The sequence below is a fragment of the Protofrankia sp. Cas4 genome, from assembly GCF_963555915.1.
Taxonomy (GTDB): Bacteria; Actinomycetota; Actinomycetes; order Frankiales; family Frankiaceae; genus Protofrankia.
This window is the reverse complement of record NZ_CAUVXL010000025.1, coordinates 35,521-35,886: the sequence shown is the minus strand read 5'-3', so window position 1 is coordinate 35,886 and position 366 is coordinate 35,521. Positions and strand designations below refer to the sequence as shown.

At 62.0% G+C, this 366-nt stretch carries 1 pseudogene; it reads left to right on the top strand.

The annotated features are described in order from the left end of the window. Window positions 1-366, top strand: a pseudogene (locus tag U9979_RS02745) (IS630 family transposase); the annotation flags it as partial.

The following is a 366-nucleotide window of genomic DNA, read 5'->3' as shown; positions in this document are numbered from 1 at the left end:
GAAGCTGTGGCGGGACAACGGGCTGAAGCCACACCGGCAGGGCACGTTCAAAATCAGCAAGGATCCTGCCTTCGCGGAGAAGGTCGCCGACATCGTCGGCCTGTACCTTGATCCGCCCGGTGAAGCGGTCGTGCTCAGCCTGGACGAGAAGACGCAGATCCAGGCGCTGGACCGCACCCAGCCACTGCTGCCGATCGAGTTCGACGCCTGCGAGAAACGCACCCACGACTACGTCCGGCATGGCACCACCGACCTGTTCGCTGCGTTGAATGTCGCGACCGGAGAGATTTTCGGGGAGTGCCGACCAACCCATGACGGTGCGGAATTCCTGTCCTTTCTCAAGAAAGCCGTCAATCCTCACGCCGA